Origin of the sequence: Helicobacter sp. MIT 03-1616, assembly GCF_000765685.2 — a bacterium.
Taxonomy (GTDB): domain Bacteria; phylum Campylobacterota; class Campylobacteria; order Campylobacterales; family Helicobacteraceae; genus Helicobacter_C; species Helicobacter_C typhlonius.
Map to the genome: position 1 here is coordinate 1 of NZ_JROY02000032.1, position 1037 is coordinate 1037.

General features: G+C 33.8%; 1 protein-coding gene. It reads right to left on the reverse strand.

Translation table 11 applies throughout. The annotated features are described in order from the left end of the window. Positions 1-137 precede the first annotated feature (137 nt). Positions 138-932: a helicase gene (locus LS67_RS09815; RefSeq protein WP_201274034.1), complete on the reverse strand. Its 795-nt coding sequence runs from the start codon at positions 930-932 to the stop codon at positions 138-140. Positions 933-1037: the final 105 nt, after the last annotated feature.

Here is a 1037-nt window from a genome sequence, read left to right on the forward strand (position 1 = left end):
TTCTATGTTTTGGAGAATTTTTTGTTGCTTGTCTCGTTGTTTAGATAGCTTTTCTATCCTGCTTACGAGTCTATCCTCATTTTTTCTGTTTGCTCTTATACTTTTAATGTCTTGTAGTCTTTGGGTAATGTCGTTCATTATCTCTCCTTTGTATTGGTGTTACTTTTTGTTAGATTGGCTTTTTCAAGTGCTTTTAGAGATTTAGAATCTAAGGCAATATGTTGTTTTTTAGCTTGTTCTTTAATGGCATTTGCCCTTACTAAGTATTCTTGTTTTTGCTTTTCATCGCTTACTCTCCTATGGTTATTGAGATTAATATCTAGTCGTCTTTGCAATTCGGCTTGTTTTTGTGTTATACTTTCAGTAGCAGAGCCACGAAAATCGGGGTCGTTAAAATAGGTAGCAGAGCTGACCCTGTCTGCTTGACTCTGCTTTCTCTCTCCAACATCTGTTTTACTATGTGCTGTTAAAAGCCTATTAATCTCCTTGTTTTCTTTAACATACTCTCTACTACCATAAGCTAAGATACTTTCATCGTTAGCCCTTACTTTCCAAGTATAGTCATTTATCTCTTCATTATATTTAGCCTCCACATTCCTAGCCACTCTAGGAAAGCTTAACATTTCTTCTGTGGTTACCATTCCTCTAAGAGCGGTATCATCAAGATGTTTGCTAATCTCCTTGTCCATAAATTCTTTATCAACTATTACATTACCCACATTACTTCTTACAATGGTGCTAGGCTTTTCATTCTCTAGCACCTTAAACATTTTGCTACTTTCTTTTTTAGATTCTCTTTCCCATACAAGCTCTTTTAGTTTTGTAATCTTTTGCTCCATTACTTCTACGATATTTTTAAGATGTTTGATGTCTTTTTCTAGTAAATCTATTTCTTTTTGAATATTGTTATTTGCCCTATCGTCTTTATTCATATTTACTCCTTAATTGTATTCATCATTAAAATACTTAGCCATTACTTCCCCATTTTTTGGAATGGGAAACCACATATGTGTTGTAGGTGTAATGTAGATTCTGCT